Raw genomic sequence first — 18,155 nt, 5'->3', positions numbered from 1 at the left:
ATTATGCGGTCGAGTACAGTAACGGCAATTTCCCGAGCCATGAATTTTTTCCACTGCCAATCCATTCTGTTCTTTTTTTGAAGTTCCTGCACACCAGAGATCATGCAGCAGTGCTTGTCGACCGGTTTCTCAACTAGGATAGCAAAAACATAAGCACTCTCATTCGCCAATCAGAAGTCTGGCATGAGCATGCCCCTGTAATGCAGCCTTCTGCATCAGATCAATAGCCTTTAAATTGTCCTTTGGCACACCATCTCCATCCAGATACATCACCCCAAGGCTATACTGCGATTCGACATGCTGCAGCTCAGCCGCTTTTTGAAACCATTCAGCTGCCCGAACAGAGTCCTTGGGTATTATTTCGCCATCCCGATACATAATCCCAAGATTATATTGCGCTTCCGCATGTCCCTGAAGCGCAGCTTTCTGAAACCACTCTATACTTTTCGTCCCATTTCTGGAGATTTGCTCACCATTTGAAAAAACCCAGCCCAGATTATATTGGGCTTCCTTATGTCCCTGATCAGCAGCTTTCTGAAGCCACTCCACAGCCTTTTTCTCATCCTTGCGAATTCCTTCTCCATGCATATACATCGAACCAAGGAAGAATTGCGCTTCTGCATATCCATGATCCGCAGACCTTTGAAACCACTCGAAAGACTTTGCAAAATCTTCAGTCTCCCCCTCGCCTTTCGCATGCATTACTCCAAGAAAAAACTCTGCTGCTGCATGACTCTGAATAGCAGATTTCTGAAACAAATCCATTGCCATAACCGAATCTTTGGATACTTCATCTCCTCTTGCATACAGCAATCCGAGATTAAATTGCGCATCAGCATCTCCTGTCAACGCAGCTCTTTGCAGGGTTTGCAGACTGTTGTTTGGCGCCTGCTCGGCTCTCTGCGCAGCAGATGCATCTTGCAAGCTCACACTGTCCGTTGCATTTACCTGAACCTTCCTATCCCCCGCAGAAGCATCACGCATGTCAGAAGCCTTGGCCTGGCCGCCAACAGTTTTAGTCATGGTAGTAACTTTACTCCCGGAGGCTGTTTTGCTTTTCGCAGAAATCAAGTTTTTTACAGTGGTTTTTTTTGCTTTATTCTTTGCATGGAATTGATTTTTAACACGGGGCTTCCCATTGGCAATTTCCTTGGTTTTACCCTTGACAACAGTCTGTTTCCTGACAGTTTTACTTTTGATATTGGTTTGATTTTTAGATGTAATTTGATTGTCACCCCCCCCCCTATCTTGAGTTCGTGCGCTTCCTGCGATAGTTGGCCTGTCCGTATTTTCAATTCCTAGCGCATCACCGGAAGGAAGAATTGAAAGAAACAAGAAAAAAATTAAAATCTGGCTCACAGAATGTTCACATCATTCATTAAATAAAAAAGCTAACTGCGCAAAAAATCTTACACCGCATCATGAATACTTTTTGATCAGAGCACCTCTGATTGTGCATCACCCTACAGAACTGATTGATTACCTGGCTGCAGAAAAAATCCTGAATCGGATACATGATATTTCCTAAACCGGATTTTAAAAAATCACAGCTCATTGGAAAAAAGAATAGATTGCTCTCAATCAGATTGCTGCATTCACAAGAATTCAGGCGATTAGATAAAAAATATCCTGGACAGTTCTAAACAGCAGCAAGTTTCTACATTATTATGCTGCGTCTTCAGATCTATCTGAGTATGTAAAATTAAATTCCCGCCATTGGCGGGAATTTAATTTTACTCATGAGCTATGGAAACAATATCAATACAACATCAATGATTTCTGCACCGCTACTGCACAAACCGAAATTAACGTACCAGGCAGAATACCCAATACCAAAACTGCCAAGCCATTAATAGATATTAACAAACCACTGTCAGGTTGAATAGAAATAGGAACATGAGTTTCCGGGGCATCAAAATACATCAGCTTAACAATGCGAAGATAGTAAAAAGCGCCTATCAAAGAAAACAATACCGCTATCACGGCTAATGGGGTATACCCAGCACCCACAGCTGCTTGCAAAACAGACAGTTTTGCATAAAAACCTGCCGTCGGAGGTACACCAGCCATTGAAAACATCAATATCAGCATGATAAACGCTAACCACGGGCTACGCTGATTTAGCCCCTTGAAATCATTAAGCATGTCTGCTTCAAATCCTTCACGTGAGAGCAGCATGATCATGCCAAAACCGCCAAGGCTCATTAATACATAGATAACAGCATAGAACATGGCGGAACTATAACCGTCTATCCCTCCGCTCAATATGCCGAGCAACAAAAAACCCATGTGCGCGATTGTGGAATAAGCCAGCATGCGTTTCAGGTTAGTCTGTGCAATAGCAGTTATATTCCCGACAGCCATTGACAATATGGCAAGAATTGCCAACATACCGGACCACTGCACTACCAATGGCTGCAAGCCATCTACCAGAATACGCATGACAAATGCAAATGCAGCCAGTTTTGGAGCGGAACCAATCATCATGGTCATGGCAGTTGGGGCTCCATGATAAACATCGGGCACCCACATGTGAAATGGCACCGCTCCAAGTTTGAATGCCAGTCCTGCGACTACAAACACCAAACCAAATGCCAGCAATGATTTGTTATCCACCCCCTGCCTGATGGCATCAGCAATACCGGTAACTTCCAGTGTACTGGTTGCTCCATATAACATGGACATGCCATACAAAAGCAGACCGGAAGCCAGCGCACCCAAAATGAAATACTTCATTGCAGACTCACTGGCGATAGCGGAATCACGCTGCAATGCAACCATGGCATACAAGCTTAGCGACAACAATTCCAAACCGATATACAAAGTGATGAAGTGAGAAGCCGAGATCATCACCATCATCCCCAGCAATGCAAACAATGTGAGCACCATGAACTCACCAGTAAATAATTCACGCAATATCAAATATCTGCGCGAATATACCAGAGCCATGGATATGGCCAGATAACTAACCAACTTAAGCACATCGGACATCAGATCATCCACGAACTGATTGTTAAAAATATAGATTACACCAGGCTCATGGGTAAAAACCGTAATCAGTGCGCAACCCAATAATGTAAATTGAACCAGAAGATAGGTTGGAGTTTTGCTCGGGTGAGTGACAAACAAATCCGCAATTAAAATCAGGCTGGTCATCACCAGCAGGAATATCTCTGCGTAGGCGGGAGTCAGGGTGGACAAATAACTCATAAATTCCTCAGTTGATGATAGCTTATAACTTGGATCGGGCAACATGAACCAGCAGATCATTCACGGACGTATGCATAATTTCTGTAAACGGCAAGGGATACAACCCCATGCCAAGGACAGTCAGCGCCAATATGCCAAGCAACAATTTCTCCCGGAAAGTAATGTCGGTCAGCGCCTCAACATGGGGATTGGCTACTGCGCCAAAGACCACACGTTTTACCATCCACAGAGTATAGGCTGCCCCGAAAATCAGTATGCTTGCAAGCGCAAAGGCATACCAGAAATTAACATTGACTGTTCCCATGATCACCATGAACTCACCTACAAACCCGCTGGTCCCTGGCAACCCAACATTACCCATCGCAAAAAGTACAAAGAATGCTGAAAACATCGGCATTTTGCTGGCAACGCCGCCGTAATCAGCGATATTACGGGTATGCATGCGGTCGTATAACACGCCGATACAAAGAAATAATGCACCTGACACAAAACCGTGCGAAATCATTTGTACCAGAGCACCTTCCATTCCATAAGCATTAAAGATGAAGAAACCCAGCGTGACAAAACCCATATGGGAAATGGAAGAATAAGCCACCAGTTTCTTCATGTCAGTTTGGGTCAATGCAACCAGACCTATATATACAACAGCGATCAGCGAAAGGGCGATCATCCAACCTGCAAGGTAGTGACTCGCATCTGGAACAATAGGCATGGAAAAACGGATAAAACCATATGCACCAACTTTCAACATGATCGCAGCAAGAATGACAGAACCACCTGTTGGAGCCTCGACATGCGCATCGGGAAGCCAGGTATGCACCGGAAACATGGGCACTTTTACTGCAAATGCCATAAAGAACGCTACGAATATCAAAATCTGTGCAGTCATCGGAATTGGCATCCTGTGATATTCAAGGATTGAAAAACTGCCGCCAGACTGGACATACAGGTATAGAAGCGCGATTAGCATCAGCACCGAACCAAAGAAAGTGTATAGAAAAAACTTGATTGCAGCATATACACGATTCGGGCCGCCCCATACACCAATAATGATGAACATGGGGATCAACATAGCCTCCCAGAAAACATAGAACAGCACTGCATCCAGGGAAGCAAATACTCCATTAACCAAACCGGACATGATAAGGAATCCGGCTAGATATTGCGCAACACGCTTCTCGATTATCTTCCATCCTGCGATAACCACCAGCGGAGTAAAGAAACTATTCAGGATAACAAACAGTACGGAAATCCCGTCTACACCCAGATGATAATGAACATTGAAGTGAGGAATCCACTCAGACAACTCAACAAACTGCATGGCGCTGGTCATCTTGTCGAAATCCAAATAGAGCGGAATCGTAACCAGGAAGCCCAGTATCGCGCCAATCATGGCAACCACACGCGCTAACGGTGCATTGCGATCATTTCCGGTAGCAAGAACCAGCAAACCAAAAATAATTGGCAACCAGATTGAAAGACTTAACAGGGGAAATCCAAAAATCATTCTTATTCCTTCAGTTTCTCGCTTTGCGTATTATTCAAACCAAGTATGTATCGTTAGCAACAGGAATACCCCGATGATCATGGCAAACGCATAGTGATAGATATATCCGGTCTGAATGTGGCGCAACACGCTTGAAAAAAATCCAACCATACGCGCGCTACCATTCACTACAAGACCATCAATCAGCTTGATGTCACCAAATTTCCATAACATTCCACTTACCTTGCGGGCACCGGATGCAAAAAACCAGTCATTAAAGCTATCAAAGTAATACTTGTTGTCAAACAAGGTATATATCCAGCTGAATTTTTGCCGGATCATTTCAGGAATATTCGGGGTTTTCAGATAGAAGACCCATGCCATTGCAACTCCCGCCAATGCAAGCCAGAACGGCAATGAAGTAAGTCCATGCAATGTCATCGCTAAAGGCCCATGAAACTCGTGTTTCATTTCAGCCATAGATGGGTGCAACTCGTGATCAACAAAAATTGAGTCACTGAAATAATTTCCAAATAGCATCGGCTCAATAACGAGATATCCGATTATCATGGAAGGAATAGCAAGCAGAACCAGGGGCAGCCAGACTACCCATGGAGTTTCGTGCGGTTTCTGTCCAGGTGCCAAGCCATGGTGGTGATCGTCATGGCTGTCATTGGTTGCACCATGACTATCATGATGCGCTTGTCCAAAATGCTCTTTTCCGTGGAACACCAGGAAATATAAACGGAATGAATAAAATGCCGTGACAAAAACCCCGGCAAGAACCGCGAAATAGGCAAAACCGGAACCAGGAAGATGCGAAAGTGCCACAGCTTCAATGATGCTGTCCTTGGAGTAGAAACCGGATAAGAACGGTGTTCCGATCAAGGCCAGCGAACCGATCAGAAACGTGATCCAGGTAATTGGCATGTATTTGCGCAACCCACCCATGTGCCGGATATCCTGGACATGGTGCATGGCGATGATTACCGAACCGGCAGCCAGGAACAACAGTGCCTTGAAAAAAGCATGGGTCATCAGGTGGAAAATGGCCACCGAATAGGCCGAAGCACCCAGTGCCACGGTCATATAGCCAAGTTGCGACAAGGTCGAATAGGCTACTACACGCTTAATATCGTTCTGAATGATACCAAGGAAGCCCATGAACAGGGCGGTAATGGCTCCAGTCACCATGACAAACGACAGAGCGGTATCGGACAACTCAAACAGCGGCGACATGCGTGCCACCATGAAGATACCTGCTGTCACCATAGTGGCGGCATGAATCAAAGCTGAAATCGGGGTTGGGCCCTCCATCGAATCCGGCAACCATACGTGCAGTGGAAACTGCGCAGATTTTCCCATGGCGCCAATAAAGAGCAGGATACAGATTGCAGTAATCACGTTCCAGGATACACCCGGAATCGGCGCAACATCACTCGCATATTTACTGACATTGGCAAACACTTCTGCGTAGTCCAGCGTCCCGAATACCATCAAGATCAATCCGATACCCAACAGAAAGCCGAAATCTCCAACACGATTGACCAAAAAGGCCTTCAGGTTCGCATAAATCGCAGTGGGGCGGGTATACCAGAAACCGATCAATAGATATGAAACCAACCCCACTGCTTCCCAGCCAAAAAATAGCTGCAGGAAATTGTTGGACATCACCAGCATGAGCATCGAAAAAGTAAACAGTGAAATATAGCTGAAGAAGCGCTGATAACCTGCATCATCCGCCATATAGCCGATGGTATAGATATGCACCATCAGTGAAACGAAAGTAACCACGAGCATCATCAACACAGTCAGATGGTCAATCAGAAAACCCACTTCAAGCCGCGTATCGCCCAGGTTGAGCCATTGATAGACTGTACCGTTGAAAGTATTTCCCGCCATGACATCCTGATAGATGAACACCGAGGCAACGAAGGAAACAGCAACCAGCAAGATGGTGATGCAATGAGAAAAAGTTCGTCCAACGATATTGCCGAACAGGCCTGCAATTATTGCACCCACCAGAGGAGCCAACGGAACCAGCAAATATAGATTTTCCATAGTACTCATTCGCTGTTACCCTTTCAGGCTGCCGAGATCATCTACGTTAATGGTACGCAGATTACGGAATAACACGATTAGAATCGCCAAACCGATAGCCGCTTCAGCTGCAGCCACCGTAAGAATGAAAAACACGAATATCTGGCCTGATACATCATTCAGATAATGTGAAAAAGCAACGAAATTCGTATTTACCGCAAGCAACATCAGCTCAATGGACATCAGCAGGACAATGATGTTTTTCCGGTTGAGAAAAATACCTACCACTCCAATGGCAAACAGGATCGCCCCAAACACAAGAAAATGCGACAAACTCAAGTTCAGCATATGCTCCCTTTATTGAATCTTCATGTAATCCGATAGATGCATCCGCTGCACCACCCGTTATTCGGGCACTTGCACCATGCAGTACATCATATAGGCTGGAAATCCGACCATTTCCGCTTTAATACAGCATTTACCCGATCAATCACTGTTACTGCGATTTATTCTCTTTATTTTCAACCACTACAGAAACAATACGAAGACGGTCCGCTTTTTTCACAAGGATCTGCTTATCCGGTTCCTGTGACCTGGCATCCTTTCTGCGTCTCAGAGTGAGTGCAATAGCTGCAACAATTGCCACAAGAAGCAACACTGCCGCCAGCTCAAATGCGTACACATAATCCGTATAGATCAAACGCCCAAGTTCTTTGGTATTACTGTAATTGGCTGCATGCTTTATTACCTGGGCCCCGGTTTCGGCAGTCTGGCGGTTCCCCAAAACCCATATCATCTGAAATACCATAATGATTGCTAGCAATGCTCCAAACGGAAACCACCGCCAGAAACCTTCACGCAACTGCTCCAGATTAATGTCAAGCATCATTACAACGAACAGGAATAGCACCATCACCGCTCCGACATACACCAGAACAAGGGTGATCGCAAGAAATTCCGCCTCCAGCAGCATCCAGACTCCAGCCGCAGTGCAGAAAGCAAGAACCAGAAACAGAGCGGCGTGAACCGGGTTGCGTGCAGTAATGACCCGCAAAGATGCAAACACGGTAATTACGGCAAACATATAAAAAACAAGTGTCTCAAAACTCATCAGCATAATCTCAAGCCTTTAACTGTGTCCGGAACCGTAAAGGTCATTTCAATCCATCCATTGCAGAAATCCTTTCTGCCTTGCAATAACATCTGGGCACCAGTTCCACACTATCCGTGTCAAAACACTATGAATATTCTCATTACTGCAATGATAATGGTTTGTTAAATGATCTTAACGGTATTTGGCATCCGATGCCTTATCCTTTGCTATCTGTTCTTCATATTTTGCACCAACCGCAAGCAACATCGGTTTGGTGTAATACAAATCTGACCGATTCTCTCCGTGATATTCCAAAATGCGCGTTTCTACTATGGCATCAACCGGACAGGCCTCTTCGCACAGGCCGCAGAAAATACATTTGACCAGATCGATGTCATAGCGCGTAGTACGCCGGGTGTTATCGGATCTTTCCTCGGTTTCAATATGGATAGCCATGGCAGGACAGACTGCTTCGCATAATTTGCAGCCAATACAGCGCTCTTCACCATTGGCATACCGGCGCAATGCATGCAAACCACGAAAACGGTATCCCTGAGGCGTTTTTTCTTCAGGAAACTGAACGGTAATCTTACGGGCAAAAAAATGCCTACCGGTCAATGCCATGCCTTTTAATAACTCTACCAGCAGAAATGATTTAAAAAAATTCGCTATCTTTTCCATTATCTTTAATCCTTGGCGGTTACCAGAGCCAATAAGGGGTTTGCATCCATGCGCCTACTATCACAAGCCAAACCAGCGTTAAAGGAATAAAAACTTTCCAGCCCAGACGCATCAGCTGATCATAACGGTAACGTGGGAATGTGGCACGGAACCATAAAAAAAGGAAAAGCATGAAAGAAGTTTTAGCCAGCAGCCAGAAAATTCCTGGTAACAGGTTAAACGGTGCAATATCGAACGGAGGCAGCCATCCGCCCAGGAACATAATTGCCGTAAGTATGGCAATCAAAATCATGTTGGCATATTCAGCCAGGAAAAAGAGTGCGAAAGCCATGCCTGAATATTCGACATGAAAACCCGCAACAATCTCTGATTCACCTTCCGCCATGTCAAACGGAGCACGATTGGTTTCTGCTACGCCTGAAATAAAATACACAACAAAAATTGGAAACAGCGGGATGAAATACCAGCCCAATAAGCCTGCCGAACCCGATTGACCCAGAACTATGTCCCCCAGATTCATGCTCTGGGATACCATCAGCACGCAGACAAGGCCAAATCCCATTGGAATTTCATAGGACACAATCTGTGCCGCTGAGCGTAATGAACCCAAGAAAGCATATTTGGAATTGGATGCCCAGCCTGCAATGATGATGCCATACACGCCAAGAGAGGTCATTGCCAGAATATAAAGCAAACCGGCATTTACATCGGCCAGTACCATGCCATCGTCGAATGGAACCACAGCCCATGCTGCAAGAGCCGGCATTAATGCAAGAATCGGGGCACTTACGAACAGGAATCTGTTGGATCCAGACGGAACGATTATCTCTTTCATCAGGAGCTTGAGACCATCTGCAAGTGGTTGCAGAAGTCCGAAATAACCAACACGGTTTGGCCCGATGCGCACCTGCATATAACCAATTACCTTGCGTTCAGCAAGAGTAAGGTATGCAACAGTCAGCATGATCGGAACCACAATCACCAGTATTTTGACCAGCGTCCATACCGGCAACCAAGCCACACCTAGCAAATTCTGCAAATATTGCATCAATTCTGTCATGCGCGCTCCACCCTGATCTCTCCAAACATCCCGGCAAGCCCCGCAGTAGCGGAATGACCGGATACCACACGCACTACCCCGCATGGCAGACCATCATCTACAGAAGTGGGCAACCGCACGCTGCCACCCTCCTGAATTAGCTTGACCATTTCCCCAGGCCGCAGATCCAGCTTTTCCAATTCCGTGCTATGCATCCATGCGACTGGATCCGCTGCATCCCGGGTTTTTTGTAGCGAGGCTGCCCGGCGTACAATGGAGTCTGTGGCATAGATCGGCACGTCGCTTACACGCTGTAAGCCGGCAGTTTTCCTTGTTTCCGGTCGCTTGGACATGGTTTCCGGTTGCAAGGATATGCCTCGCAAGCTGTTGTCAAGATTCTCCGGAAGATTTATACCCCTGAGTGCTTCATCTCGAATTTCCTCTGAGTCGTTGAAATCGAACCCAGGGACATTGAGCAGATTGCCCAGAACACGCAGCACCTTCCATGCCGGACGTGATTCCCCTAGTGGCCGTACTGTACCCTTAAAGCTTTGCACACGGCCCTCGGCGTTGACAAAAGTACCCGAAGTCTCAGTAAATGGAGCAATTGGCAACAATACATCGGCATATTCGATTGCATGATGTTTGTAAGCACTCATCGCTACCACCATGTCCGCAGCGTGCATCGCGGCCAGTGCCTGCTGCGGGTTCTGCGTGTCCAGCTCTGCTTCAACATTCAGCAGGACATAGGCCTTACGATGGGAAGCCAGCATGGCCGAAGCATTCATACCCTGAAGTTCGGTTCCGGAGAAAGGTACAGCTTGTGCCAGATACCCCCCGACACTATTGGCAGCTTCTCCCAAGAAGCCAAATTTTGCCCCGGACAAAGCAGCAATATGCTCCGCCAGATGTTGCAGCAGCGACGCTTGCGGATGCTGCTGGGCAAAGTTGCCAAGCAAAATAGCCACCCGCTCCCCACTGGCCAGGCTGCTGGCTATTGCATGGGCAACGGGAGACGGGGTAACCGCATTCACGACATTTCGAACGCTGTCATCCAGCGACAAGTTCTTGATCAAAGACAGCGCTTTCAGAACTTGCCCAAGAACCGCAACCATTTCACCTGGTGGAATGATCGCCTTATTGCAAACAGGCATCATCAGCTCGTCATCTGCAGAGTGAACCAGGTTAACCTGGGCTCCTTTATTTGCAGCAAAACGCACCCTTGCCGCTAGAAGCGGGTGATCCTTGCGCAGGAAACTGCCCACTATCAGGAAACGGTCAATTTGATTGATGTCTGCCACAGTCATCCCTAACCAAGGGACTCCAGCCTGCTTCCCATCTGCACTGAAATCGGACTGTCGCAAACGAAAATCAACATTATGGCTCCCCAGGCCACGCATCAACTTCTGTAATAAATAAAGCTCTTCCAGAGTAGAATAGGGCGTTGCCAGGGAACCAATAAATTCGGCTCCTGCCTCACTGGAAATCTGGCGCAATCCATTCGCCACATATTCAAGCGCAGCCTTCCAATCTGCTTCCTGCCACTTGCCCCCCTGCTTGATCATTGGCTTGGTAAGGCGTCCAGCCGAATTCAATCCCTCGTAGCTAAAACGATCCCTGTCAGAGAGCCAGCACTCGTTGACTGCCTCATTTTCAATTGGCAACACACGCATCACACGGTTGTTCTTGACTTGCACGGCCAGATTGGATCCAAGGCTATCATGCGGACTAACGGATTTACGACGCGACAGCTCCCATGTACGTGCACTATAACGGAAGGGTTTGCTGGTAAGAGCCCCCACAGGGCATAGGTCGATCATATTTCCGGACAACTCGGAATCTACCGTGTCAGACACGAAAGACATAATTTCAGCATGTTCGCCGCGAAATGCCTGGCCCAGCTCCATTGCCCCGCCAATTTCAACACCAAACCGCACACAGCGGGTGCAGTTAATACAACGACTCATCTCTTCGGCCGCCACCAGAGGGCCGATATCCTTACTCAATACAACGCGCTTCTCTTCTTGATACCGGGATGCGCTTCCACCATATCCAACTGCCAGATCCTGTAACTCACATTCCCCACCTTGATCGCATATCGGACAATCCAGTGGGTGGTTGATCAGTAAAAATTCCATCACCCCTTTCTGCGCTTTCACTGCCTGTTCAGAAGCGGTAAAAACCTTCATGCCTTCAGCTACCGGTGTAGCACAGGCAGGAAGCGGCTTGGGGGCTTTCTCCACTTGCACCAGGCACATCCGACAATTGGCTGCGATGGATAATTTTTTGTGATAGCAAAAGTGTGGAATGTAAATCCCCAACCGACGCGCCGCCTCTATCACAGAGCAACCGTTTTCCACCTCGATGCGTTTGCCGTCAATTTCAATGTTGATCATTGCTCACCTAACCATCAGTCTGGCACCAAGCAACGCTTGTGCTCTATATGATATTCAAACTCGCTACGGAAATGTTTGAGGAAACCTTGTACCGGCCACGCTGCAGCATCACCAAGGGCACAAATTGTACGGCCAGCAATATTTTCGCAGAGATCAAGAAGCAGGTTCAGATCTTCTGGTCGACCATTTCCATTTTCAATGCGATGTATGATGCGATACAGCCAGCCGGTACCTTCACGGCATGGCGTACACTGGCCACACGATTCTTCATAATAGAAATAGGACAGACGCTCCAGGGCTCGTACCATGCAGGTCGTATCATCCATGATGATAATCGCACCCGTTCCAAGCATGGAACCAGCCTTGGCAATGGAATCATAATCCATGTCCAGATCCATCATGATTTCGCCCGGCAATACTGGCATGGAGGATCCTCCAGGTATGCAAGCCTTCAACTTACGGCCTCCTCGCATGCCACCAGCCATTTCCAACAAGGTTTTGAATGGTGTACCCAGTGGCACTTCAAAATTTCCCGGATTGTTCACATGACCAGAAATAGAGAATAACTTAACTCCTCCGTTATTCGGCCTCCCCAGCTCAAGAAAATTCTGCCCCCCGTTTGTAATAATGTAGGGGATACTCGCAAAAGTTTCGGTGTTATTAATTGTGGTCGGTTTACCATACAAACCGAAACTCGCAGGGAATGGAGGCTTAAAGCGGGGCTGACCTTTTTTACCTTCGATCGACTCCAGCAAAGCGGTTTCCTCACCGCAAATATAAGCGCCGTACCCCAAATGGTTGTATAGATCAAAACTAAAATCACTGCCTAGTATGTTATCTCCTAGATATCCTCCGGCACGTGCTTCCTCAACAGCCGCTTCCATCCGTTCATAAGCCTCGTAAATTTCGCCATGCACGTAGTTATATCCGACCCTGACATCCATGGTGTAAGCGGCAATGGCCATGCCTTCAATGAGAAGATGCGGATTGAAGCGCAATATATCCCTGTCTTTAAAAGTACCCGGCTCTCCTTCGTCTGAATTGCACACCAGATATTTATCTCCCTGGTAGTTTCTAGGCATGAAACTCCACTTCAGACCCGTAGGAAACCCCGCTCCTCCTCTCCCGCGCAGGCCAGAAGCCTTGACTTCGGCAATGATCGCTTCGGGCGTCATGCTTTCTGCAAGCACTTTTCGAAGCGCCTGATATCCACCCACCTTAAGATAATTTTCCAGCGTCCACGGCTGGTCGAACTGCATGGTGTTCAATAAAATCGGACTGCTCATTGCTCATCCAATTCAGCCAGAATTTGATCGATCTTTTCTCTCGTCAGCCGACCACATGTCTTTTTATTGTTAATCATGAATAACGGTGCCTCATCGCAAACATTCTGACACTCGCCCTCCAGCAAACCAAACTTCCCATCTGCGGTCACTTCGCCCACTCCGATACTTAACTTGTCTTTGATATAATTCAGAATTTCTTCTGCCCCTACCAGTTGGCAGGACAAATTCGTGCAGACAGTTAACGTATGCCTTCCCATGGGTTTGAGGTTATACATGTTATAGAAAGTAGCCACCTCATATACGCCTATCTGCGGCATGCCAAGGTAGGCTGCAACATCAGCCATATCTTCATTGCTAATCCAGCCCTTTTCATCTTGCACGAAACGCAATGCAGCCATAACTGCCGACTGTTTCCGATCAGGCGGGTATTTTTTTAACTCTCGGTCTGTTCTTGCTCGAACTTGCTCGGATAACATTAAAGAACCTCTAAATTAAAGAACCTCTAAAATTGCCGTTATCATAAAAACATCCGATGCACGGCTCTTCGATGGAGAATGATCAGATATGGCGCCAGAGAGGTTCATCAACGGTCAACTTCACCAAAAACAATATCCTGCGTGCCGATAATCGCCACTACATCAGCAATCATATGGCCTCGCGACATTTCATCAAGCGCAGCGATATGTGCAAAACCTGGAGCACGTATTTTCATGCGGTAGGGTTTATTCGCACCATCGGAAATCAAATAAATACCAAACTCTCCTTTGGGATGCTCAACTGCAGCATAAGCTTCTCCGACAGGAACATGCATACCCTCGGTAAACAGCTTGAAATGATGGATTAGCTCCTCCATGTTCTGCTTCATGGATTCCCGTTTTGGAGGGGCCACCTTATAATTCTCAACTATCACAGGACCAGGATTCTGGCGCAGCCAGGCTATGCATTGCTTTATTATTCGGTTTGACTGGCGCATTTCCTCCACACGCACCAGATAGCGGTCATAGCAATCCCCTTCGGCACCGACAGGAATATCAAAATCAAGACGGTCATACACTTCATAAGGCTGGTTTTTGCGCAGATCCCAGACAATACCGGAACCGCGCAACATTGGTCCGCTAAAACCCAGTGCCCGTGCTCGATCCGGGGACACAACGCCAATACCGACTGTACGTTGTTTCCATATCCGGTTGTCGGTTAGCAATGTCTCATATTCATCTACACATGTTGGGAAGCGATTTGAAAAATCTTCAATGAAATCAAGAAGAGAACCCTGACGATTTTCATTCAGTTGTTTTACCGCGTTGGCATTGTGAATCTTGGATGCCTGATATAAGGGCATGGAATCGGGCAAGTCCCGGTATACTCCTCCCGGCCGGTAATACGCAGCATGCATTCGTGCACCAGATACAGCCTCATACACATCCATCAGATCTTCCCGTTCACGGAAAGCATACAAAAAGACGGTCATTGCACCTATATCCAGGGCATGAGCACCCAGCCACAGAAGGTGATTCATGATCCTGGTAATTTCATCGAACATTACCCGGATATACTGTGCTCTTAAGGGAACTTCAATGGCCAGAAGTTTTTCCAACGCAAGCACGTAGGCATGCTCATTGGACATCATCGACACATAGTCGAGGCGATCCATATAGGGAAGGGATTGCAAAAAAGTCTTGTGTTCCGCCAGCTTTTCGGTTGCGCGATGCAGCAACCCGATATGCGGGTCAGCGCGCTCAATCACCTCACCATCCAGCTCCAGGACCAAACGTAATACTCCATGAGCAGAAGGATGCTGAGGACCAAAATTCATGGTGTAATTTTTTATTTCAGCCATGATTCAAACCTTCTCCCGTGATTTTTGCACAGATGGAAAAACCCAAAAACCATTGCCAATATTCAGACAACGTACCCATGCGCTTGGGAATTAAATTTCCGGTTTTCATTTGCCGCCACCATAATGTTCTTCACGAATGATTCGGGGAACAAGTTCACGCGGTTCTATTGATACTGGCTGGTAAATCACGCGCTGCTGCTCAGGGTCGTAGCGCATCTCGACATGGCCGGACAATGGAAAATCCTTACGGAAGGGGTTACCAACAAAACCATAATCGGTAAGGATACGGCGCAAATCTGGATGTCCGGCAAACACGATCCCATACAAATCGAATGCCTCCCGCTCATACCAGTTAGCACACGGCCAGATACCCACCACGGAATCCAACACAGGCAAATCATTATCTTCAGCAAACACACGAACTCTTAAACGAACATTATGTGCCAGGGACAACAAGTGATATACGATGGCAAATCGCAAAGGGTACGCATCAGGAACATCGTCATTTCTAAGGTATACCCCGCCTTCGCAAAGAGCACTTCCATATGTGGAGTAGTCCACTCCACACAGATCCATCAACTGCTCGAACCGGAAAGCCGGATCATCCCGCAAGCAGCACAGCACATGCAGCATATCCCTAGCCTGAACGACCATAGTCAGTTCATCCAGAGAATTCACAAGGCTTACAATCCTGCCAGAGAAAACCGTGTTTAAGTTAGAAGCCAAAAGGTTCAAGTCAGAAGACATATTTCACACCAGGATAGTACACATCAGATTTCAGTAACTTTATATTTTTTCTGGCTTATCGAGCAATCGTGTTGGTTCGCCTGATTTTACTTTGCAACTGAATAATCCCATATAACAGGGCTTCTGCTGTCGGTGGACAACCTGGCACATAAACATCTACAGGCACAATGCGATCACAACCCCGAACGACAGAGTAGGAATAATGATAATAACCGCCACCATTGGCACAGGAGCCCATCGAAATTACCCAGCGTGGCTCAGCCATCTGATCGTATACCTTGCGCAGCGCAGGTGCCATCTTGTTGCAAAGAGTGCCCGCCACCACCATAACATCCGATTGCCTGGGACTGGGTCGAAACGTAATACCAAAACGATCCAGATCATAACGCGAAGCGCCAGCCTGCATCATTTCTACCGCGCAACATGCCAGACCAAAAGTCATGGGCCAAAGCGAACCGGTCCGGGCATAATTGATAAGAACATCAAGTGATGTAGTTACCACCCCTTTTTCGAGAACTCCTTCTATTCCCATTCCAATGCTCCCTTTTTCCACTCATAGATAAATCCAACTACGAGGATAGCCAGGAAAACAACCATGGCAATAAATCCGAACAATCCTATTTCTTTAAGAACCACTGCCCATGGAAAAAGAAAGGCAATCTCCAAGTCAAACAATATAAACAAAATAGCCACTAGATAATATCGCACATCAAACTTCATACGCGCGTCTTCAAAGGCCTCGAAACCACACTCATAGGGTGAAAGCTTGGCACTATTTGGCCGATGCGGTGCTGCCAGACCACCGAGAAGCATAGGCGCCACGCCCATCACCAGGCCAACAATTATGAACAGCAGTACCGGAAAATAATTTTCCAACATCTGAATCTCCCACCCTTATATTTGCGCCTGGACAAACCGGACGCGAAGAATGCATTCCCAGTATTTACGAACCAGAGCCAGACAACTTTGGTTTAGTGTTTTAATTAATGGTGCCGATGAGCAGACTCGAACTGCTACAGCTTTCGCTACTAGCCCCTCAAGCTAGCGTGTCTACCAATTTCACCACATCGGCATTGCAATAAATTTTTAATTTTATTTTGGTATTTCTTGCGATTTCGAACTCCCGACATCGCCGGGTGACGAAGCGGGTACAGCTTGCTGCTGAACTGGCTTCGATACATCATGCCGATCCATTACGCCATGTGATTTTGATGGATTAGCATAAATATAAGTTAACGACATACTGGTAACAAAAAAGATCCCTGTAGCTATTGCGGTACTTCTGCTCAAAAAATTGGCCGATCCGCTAGAGCCAAACACGCTCCCTGCCGACCCGGTACCAAATGCGGCTCCCATATCCGCACCCTTCCCATGTTGCATTAATACCAGTCCGATCAGCACAATTGCTGCTAAAACATGCACAACCCAGACAAAAATTTCCACAGACCACCCCAGAATATCAAATTTAAATTTAGCTCGTACCCGCTCGGCAAATGGCAAGGAAATCCTCGGCAACCAGCGATGCGCCACCTATCAACCCACCATTGATATCTGGCATGGCAAACAGCTCGGCTGCGTTGGAAGCATTTACACTACCTCCGTAAAGTATACACAAAGCATGGCCAAAATCCTCATCAAATCCGGCAATCTTTTTACGAATGAAGGCATGTACTTCTTGCGCCTGTTCCGGTGAAGCCGTCCTGCCCGTCCCTATCGCCCAGACAGGCTCGTAAGCAATGACTGCCGTACGGAATGACTGCACGCCCCGTACCTTGATGACTTCAGCCAACTGCTCCCCGACCACGGTTTCTGTCATGTTCGCTTCGCGCTGTTCCAGGGTTTCACCAACACAAAGAATGGGCGTCAACCCTGCCTTCTGGACACTCGCATATTTTTCCGCCACCAGCCCACTGCTTTCTCCCGACAGGGTGCGCCGTTCAGAATGTCCGACAATCACGTAATTGCATCCGAAATCACGCAGCATGTGAACCGAAACTTCGCCAGTATAAGCGCCTTTCTCAGCCTGATGCACGTTCTGTGCCCCATATTTTATGGAAGTACCACGCAACAATGCCTGCGTCTGTGCAAGATAGGGAAATGGCACGCATACCGCGCAATCCATCCCGGACATCCCGGTTACACCATCCGTCAGCTTCTTAAGCAAAGCCTCATTCTTTGCCAGCGTCCCATTCATCTTCCAGTTACCGATAATGAGTTTGCGTTGCATTTTTACACTTGCCTTTCAAAACAGCGAAGACAGCTATCGTACCCGCGAAAATACAAACGGTCAATCTCACCCTAACCCTTCAAACACTATGCGAATGAAATACCTTCCCATGC

Annotated in this window: 17 protein-coding genes and 1 tRNA gene; all 18 read right to left on the bottom strand. The window is 47.0% G+C overall.

The features are described from left to right. Window positions 1-159 precede the first annotated feature (159 nt). The 18 genes from KJA68_RS09140 to tpiA all read right to left on the bottom strand — a co-directional run bounded on the left by KJA68_RS09140 (window position 160) and on the right by tpiA (window position 18,042). A complete protein-coding gene (locus KJA68_RS09140; protein WP_213036632.1) occupies window positions 160-1,023 on the bottom strand; it encodes a tetratricopeptide repeat protein in 864 nt (287 codons plus the stop codon). A gap of 735 nt (window positions 1,024-1,758) precedes the next feature. Beyond that, entirely contained in the window at window positions 1,759-3,210 is a 1,452-nt protein-coding gene (nuoN, locus tag KJA68_RS09135; protein WP_213036631.1) for an NADH-quinone oxidoreductase subunit NuoN, read from the bottom strand. A 22-nt stretch (window positions 3,211-3,232) separates the two neighbouring features. Next, window positions 3,233-4,717: an NADH-quinone oxidoreductase subunit M gene (locus KJA68_RS09130; RefSeq protein WP_213036630.1), complete on the bottom strand. Its 1,485-nt coding sequence runs from the start codon at window positions 4,715-4,717 to the stop codon at window positions 3,233-3,235. 30 nt (window positions 4,718-4,747) lie between these two features. Then, the gene (gene nuoL / locus KJA68_RS09125; protein ID WP_213036629.1) at window positions 4,748-6,766 is read right to left on the bottom strand and encodes an NADH-quinone oxidoreductase subunit L; all 2,019 of its coding nucleotides are present in this window, start codon (window positions 6,764-6,766) and stop codon (window positions 4,748-4,750) included. A 6-nt stretch (window positions 6,767-6,772) separates the two neighbouring features. Continuing rightward, a complete protein-coding gene (gene nuoK, locus KJA68_RS09120; protein ID WP_213036628.1) occupies window positions 6,773-7,084 on the bottom strand; it encodes an NADH-quinone oxidoreductase subunit NuoK in 312 nt (103 codons plus the stop codon). A 148-nt stretch (window positions 7,085-7,232) separates the two neighbouring features. Beyond that, window positions 7,233-7,847, bottom strand: a complete 615-nt coding sequence (locus tag KJA68_RS09115) for an NADH-quinone oxidoreductase subunit J (protein ID WP_213036627.1) — start codon at window positions 7,845-7,847, stop codon at window positions 7,233-7,235. A 174-nt stretch (window positions 7,848-8,021) separates the two neighbouring features. Then, complete coding sequence (gene nuoI / locus KJA68_RS09110) at window positions 8,022-8,510, bottom strand: NADH-quinone oxidoreductase subunit NuoI (RefSeq protein ID WP_213036626.1); 489 nt, start codon at window positions 8,508-8,510, stop codon at window positions 8,022-8,024. Window positions 8,511-8,529: 19 nt separating this feature from the next. Further along, window positions 8,530-9,558 carry an NADH-quinone oxidoreductase subunit NuoH gene (nuoH, locus tag KJA68_RS09105; RefSeq protein WP_213036730.1) on the bottom strand — a complete coding sequence of 343 codons (1,029 nt, stop codon included), beginning with the start codon at window positions 9,556-9,558 and terminating at the stop codon, window positions 8,530-8,532. 8 nt (window positions 9,559-9,566) lie between these two features. Then, a complete protein-coding gene (gene nuoG, locus KJA68_RS09100) occupies window positions 9,567-11,945 on the bottom strand; it encodes an NADH-quinone oxidoreductase subunit NuoG (RefSeq protein ID WP_213036625.1) in 2,379 nt (792 codons plus the stop codon). Between the two features lie 14 nt (window positions 11,946-11,959). Beyond that, window positions 11,960-13,231, bottom strand: a complete 1,272-nt coding sequence (gene nuoF, locus KJA68_RS09095; RefSeq protein ID WP_213036624.1) for an NADH-quinone oxidoreductase subunit NuoF — start codon at window positions 13,229-13,231, stop codon at window positions 11,960-11,962. Beyond that, window positions 13,228-13,707, bottom strand: a complete 480-nt coding sequence (locus KJA68_RS09090) for an NADH-quinone oxidoreductase subunit NuoE family protein (RefSeq protein ID WP_213036623.1) — start codon at window positions 13,705-13,707, stop codon at window positions 13,228-13,230. The genes nuoF and KJA68_RS09090 overlap by 4 nt, the downstream gene beginning before the upstream one ends. Window positions 13,708-13,814: 107 nt before the next feature. Further along, window positions 13,815-15,068 carry an NADH-quinone oxidoreductase subunit D gene (locus tag KJA68_RS09085; protein ID WP_213036622.1) on the bottom strand — a complete coding sequence of 418 codons (1,254 nt, stop codon included), beginning with the start codon at window positions 15,066-15,068 and terminating at the stop codon, window positions 13,815-13,817. Window positions 15,069-15,173: 105 nt separating this feature from the next. After that, entirely contained in the window at window positions 15,174-15,815 is a 642-nt protein-coding gene (locus tag KJA68_RS09080) for an NADH-quinone oxidoreductase subunit C (protein WP_213036621.1), read from the bottom strand. Between the two features lie 55 nt (window positions 15,816-15,870). Then, the gene (locus KJA68_RS09075) at window positions 15,871-16,347 is read right to left on the bottom strand and encodes a NuoB/complex I 20 kDa subunit family protein (protein WP_213036620.1); all 477 of its coding nucleotides are present in this window, start codon (window positions 16,345-16,347) and stop codon (window positions 15,871-15,873) included. Further along, window positions 16,338-16,694 (bottom strand): NADH-quinone oxidoreductase subunit A, encoded by a 357-nt coding sequence (locus KJA68_RS09070; RefSeq protein ID WP_213036619.1) that lies wholly within the window; start codon window positions 16,692-16,694, stop codon window positions 16,338-16,340. Before KJA68_RS09070 ends, KJA68_RS09075 begins: the two co-directional genes overlap by 10 nt. A gap of 108 nt (window positions 16,695-16,802) precedes the next feature. Next, window positions 16,803-16,887, bottom strand: a tRNA-Leu gene (locus KJA68_RS09065). Window positions 16,888-16,907: 20 nt separating this feature from the next. Next, a complete protein-coding gene (secG, locus tag KJA68_RS09060; RefSeq protein WP_213036729.1) occupies window positions 16,908-17,258 on the bottom strand; it encodes a preprotein translocase subunit SecG in 351 nt (116 codons plus the stop codon). A 28-nt stretch (window positions 17,259-17,286) separates the two neighbouring features. Then, entirely contained in the window at window positions 17,287-18,042 is a 756-nt protein-coding gene (tpiA, locus tag KJA68_RS09055) for a triose-phosphate isomerase (RefSeq protein WP_213036618.1), read from the bottom strand. Window positions 18,043-18,155: the final 113 nt, after the last annotated feature.

Origin of the sequence: Candidatus Nitrotoga fabula (assembly GCF_905221025.1) — a bacterium.
Classification (GTDB): domain Bacteria; phylum Pseudomonadota; class Gammaproteobacteria; order Burkholderiales; family Gallionellaceae; genus Nitrotoga; species Nitrotoga fabula.
Note: the sequence above shows the minus strand (reverse complement) of the source record. Positions and strands in the feature narration are given on the sequence as shown.

What these genes read in the sequence shown, in the direction of transcription:
- KJA68_RS09115 (WP_213036627.1), bottom strand. Translation starts at nt 7,847, where the DNA reads ATGAGTTTTGAGACACTTGTTTTTTATATGTTTGCCGTAATTACCGTG.
- KJA68_RS09140 (WP_213036632.1), bottom strand. Translation starts at nt 1,023, where the DNA reads ATGACTAAAACTGTTGGCGGCCAGGCCAAGGCTTCTGACATGCGTGAT.
- tpiA (WP_213036618.1), bottom strand. Translation starts at nt 18,042, where the DNA reads ATGCAACGCAAACTCATTATCGGTAACTGGAAGATGAATGGGACGCTG.
- nuoI (WP_213036626.1), bottom strand. Translation starts at nt 8,510, where the DNA reads ATGGAAAAGATAGCGAATTTTTTTAAATCATTTCTGCTGGTAGAGTTA.
- nuoL (WP_213036629.1), bottom strand. Translation starts at nt 6,766, where the DNA reads ATGAGTACTATGGAAAATCTATATTTGCTGGTTCCGTTGGCTCCTCTG.
- KJA68_RS09075 (WP_213036620.1), bottom strand. Translation starts at nt 16,347, where the DNA reads ATGGGAATAGAAGGAGTTCTCGAAAAAGGGGTGGTAACTACATCACTT.
- KJA68_RS09085 (WP_213036622.1), bottom strand. Translation starts at nt 15,068, where the DNA reads ATGGCTGAAATAAAAAATTACACCATGAATTTTGGTCCTCAGCATCCT.
- nuoG (WP_213036625.1), bottom strand. Translation starts at nt 11,945, where the DNA reads ATGATCAACATTGAAATTGACGGCAAACGCATCGAGGTGGAAAACGGT.
- nuoF (WP_213036624.1), bottom strand. Translation starts at nt 13,231, where the DNA reads ATGAGCAGTCCGATTTTATTGAACACCATGCAGTTCGACCAGCCGTGG.
- KJA68_RS09070 (WP_213036619.1), bottom strand. Translation starts at nt 16,694, where the DNA reads ATGTTGGAAAATTATTTTCCGGTACTGCTGTTCATAATTGTTGGCCTG.
- nuoH (WP_213036730.1), bottom strand. Translation starts at nt 9,558, where the DNA reads ATGCAATATTTGCAGAATTTGCTAGGTGTGGCTTGGTTGCCGGTATGG.
- KJA68_RS09090 (WP_213036623.1), bottom strand. Translation starts at nt 13,707, where the DNA reads ATGTTATCCGAGCAAGTTCGAGCAAGAACAGACCGAGAGTTAAAAAAA.
- KJA68_RS09130 (WP_213036630.1), bottom strand. Translation starts at nt 4,717, where the DNA reads ATGATTTTTGGATTTCCCCTGTTAAGTCTTTCAATCTGGTTGCCAATT.
- KJA68_RS09080 (WP_213036621.1), bottom strand. Translation starts at nt 15,815, where the DNA reads ATGTCTTCTGACTTGAACCTTTTGGCTTCTAACTTAAACACGGTTTTC.
- nuoK (WP_213036628.1), bottom strand. Translation starts at nt 7,084, where the DNA reads ATGCTGAACTTGAGTTTGTCGCATTTTCTTGTGTTTGGGGCGATCCTG.
- nuoN (WP_213036631.1), bottom strand. Translation starts at nt 3,210, where the DNA reads ATGAGTTATTTGTCCACCCTGACTCCCGCCTACGCAGAGATATTCCTG.